This window comes from Chitinophaga sp., assembly GCF_036569125.1.
Taxonomy (GTDB): Bacteria; Bacteroidota; Bacteroidia; order Chitinophagales; family Chitinophagaceae; genus Chitinophaga.
Map to the genome: position 1 here is coordinate 1 of NZ_DATCRF010000575.1, position 3,362 is coordinate 3,362.

Here is a 3,362-nt window from a genome sequence, read left to right on the forward strand (position 1 = left end):
GGTTTCCGGTACCGGATCTCCAGCTACCTCATCTCCCGAAGCAGCTTGCACCTATTCCGGCAAAAGGCTGTTTATCCTTATCCGTTATATTGAGCTTTTACTTTCCCCGTCCAATTAAGCAAAGTTTTTTCATCACCGGCCAATAAACGCCTGACAACATTCCAACCGTAACTGCCAAAGGAATTTCCAATCCCGGCAATGTCAACAGATCCCATTACCCAGAATAACACAAACGTTATGGTGCGCGTCCTTACTGGCTGTAAAACAAGTTAGTATATTTGCACAACCATAAGCAGAGATAGTAATTCCCAGAGAGAGAGTCATTGAAGCAATAGCATTAGCGCTAATAAACATATCCTAGGTTAAACGAAGAATTCCGACAGACGAACCGAATACATTTCACAAGCGTACAACGTTTATTCAGGCGGCTATTTCCTGTTTTCTCTTCAGTCGAATACATTGATCAGTACCTGTTTCAGCATAATGCTGATTTCGGGGTTATCTGCCTGTGCCATATGCTATGAAACCAGATTTCCTGAAGTATTTCTTAACCGCCTGTTTAATCTTCTTTTCATTTGCAGCATTCGCCCAGATGCCGTACAGCCCTTGCGGCCCTAGCGGAGGCAAAAGAGCGGATGTGCTGGGAGTGGACGTGAAGTATAGCAGCCCTGGCTCCAGTGCGCCTGCTTTCACTATTCCTTCAGGCACAAAATCCATTTCAATATATATATCATCAGAAACCGGCATTACTTCCGGTGGAAGCGACTATGCACAGGGCGATGAGGATTTTATTACGGTGAACGCTATCATAGATCTTGCCTCCAATACCTCCTCCGGTTATGTGAACTATGCAAAAAATACCAATACAGATGGATCAGGTACTAACGTCTACGGTTGGCAGCGTACGCCCCTTGGCGCCTTTATACCGGCAGCAGCCAAAATAGGGGACGCCACACCCGACCTGAACAATGTTAACTTCACCATTTCCGGCAATACACTGACCATTATTCAAAGCTTCAGTGGCATACATTCATCTTTTTACGTTCAATATCTATCACCCTATAATAATTCCCTGAACCTGCTGGCACCGCAGGTAAAAGCTTTATTGCACGGCGCCGCCTCAGCCAATACAGACCTGTCAATGCCTATCCCGGCAGACGCTGACATTATTTTTATTTCAGGGAAGGGAACAAACTCCAGCTATGAAGATCTAAATACAACCAGCGGTACAGAGGAAGGGTATTCCAACCTGCGTTTTACCATAGACCTGGAAAAAGGAACCACAAACGGCTTTATCACGCTGGCTAACGGTGGATCGGCCAACAGGCGTTCTACCTACGTTGTAAACAATCTTAGCACTGCCTACTCCGGAGACCTGGTTAGCTCAGGAGTGGCAGTTGGCAATTATACAGGTAAATCAACGAATGCCGGGGCTGTCGGCCTCTATAAACCGCGTATCTATGTGTCCGGCGGCAACCTGGTAATTAAGCGTGACGCCAGTTATGCCCGCGATTTTGATGATGCATATGTTGTGGAGTTTTATAAACGGACCGGGCAGGGGATGAGCGCTGAATTTGTTAACTCTGACATAAAGACTATTCCCAAAGGCTTTAGTTCGCAGTCCGGGGTTACCAGGACCTTCACCATTCCGCCAGGGACTAATGCGCTTTATTTCACGGAAACAGGTAACGCTGTGAATACCGACCGGGAAAGCAATGAGAACTCGCTGGAAGCATATGCTTATATAGACCTTGCTGCTGAAAAAGCTACCGGGTACTTTTATCAGCAGGTAGGGCTGTCCCTTACAGAAAGGCGGGACGACAACTATGCTTTTAAAGACGTACCGCTGAATAACAGCAGCACCCGCGCCCATAGCAATACAGCTGGCTTTAAAGGCCCGTATAATTATGATATTTCTTTTTCCCTGTCGGCAGATAAGAGCCAGCTAACGGTCACCACTAAAACCGGTCTGGCCAACCCTGATTACCAGCTGCTGCTGTCCGCCGACTATTATGGCTCTAAGCCCGATATTGCTTTCGGCACACCTGCGGTCTCCTTTACCAAAGTTGATGGTAGCAAGATCGTTAAAGCGAATGTTGCTGTATGTAATCCCGGATCGGGTAACAGCAATGGCGGAATGCCGGTTTCCTTTTATCAGGGCGATCCGGCTGCCAGCGCCACCGCCAGGTTGTTGTACACAGGGACTTTTCCACAGGAGATACGCGCAGGAGAATGTAAGAATTTCGTTTTTGATCTGGACCTCAGCAGCTTTGATAACCTGAATATGAACATTACCATCATCATTAATGATGATGGTAGTTATGCGCCGGGGGGTATGGGGCATACGGTAAGCGCCCCGTTTACATTGGACCAGCTGGCTAACCAGCATTCCACTTACCAGGAGTGTTACTATGGCAATAACCTGGTTACCCAAAATACCGCTGTAAATAATGCACCCATAGTAGATCCGGACCCTGACAAGAGTTCCGGGGCAACGGGCAGCTATAATTACCGGAATGTGTTCAACGCAGGCAGTACCGGCGCAAAGATTGTGGATGCAGATCTGACCATTATAGACCCGGATGCATCAAACCTGTTTGCCGCTACCGTTACATTAACCAATACGCCGGATGCAGGAAATGAAGGGCTTTACCTGAACGGGACCTTACCAGCAGGTATTAGTATTTCCGGTAATAACACAAACGTAGTAAAACTGTCGGGCCAGGCGTCACAATCAGATTACATTGCCGCGTTAAAAATGCTCGAATACCGCAACAGCAACCGTTCGCCCAATACCGCCGGCCGTATTATTACGGCTACCGTTAATGATGGAACGGAGTCCGGTCCGGCTTCTACTACCACCATTGCTATACTTACCAGCCCGCGTATTAATGTAATGGGCAATGCTATCGACATCGCGGACAACAGCACCACTGTTTCAGTAACAGATGGAACCAGTTTTGGCATGGCTGCTGCCGGGGTAATAGCGCATACCTTCTCCATCCATAACACCGGCACAGGTGTTCTCAGCCTAACCGCTTCACCTGCGGTAAGCGTCACTGGAGATGGTTTTAGCATTACTAAGCAGCCCGAACAAAGTTCAATGATCGGCGGTGGGAGCAGCGATCTCGTGATCAGCTTTGATCCGGGTACACGGCAGGGTGGTGTTTATACCGCTATCGTTCATATATTGAATAATGACCCCGATGCCGGCCGGTCTGACTACACTTTCACCGTTTCTGCTGCCATAAATAATGCGCCCACTGTAACGGATAACAGTGCCGCCGGTTATGAAGACCAACCGCTTGCCTTAACAGCTGCTGTTTTTGCTAGTGCATACCATGATGCAGACGGTGCTGCAT

The 3,362-nt window shown here is 48.0% G+C and carries 1 protein-coding gene; it reads left to right on the top strand.

The genetic code is table 11. From position 1 onward, the window contains the following. Positions 1-637 precede the first annotated feature (637 nt). Positions 638-3,362, top strand: a 2,725-nt coding sequence (locus tag VIM87_RS21645; RefSeq protein WP_331999024.1) for a hypothetical protein, incomplete at its 3' end; no start/stop codon positions are given.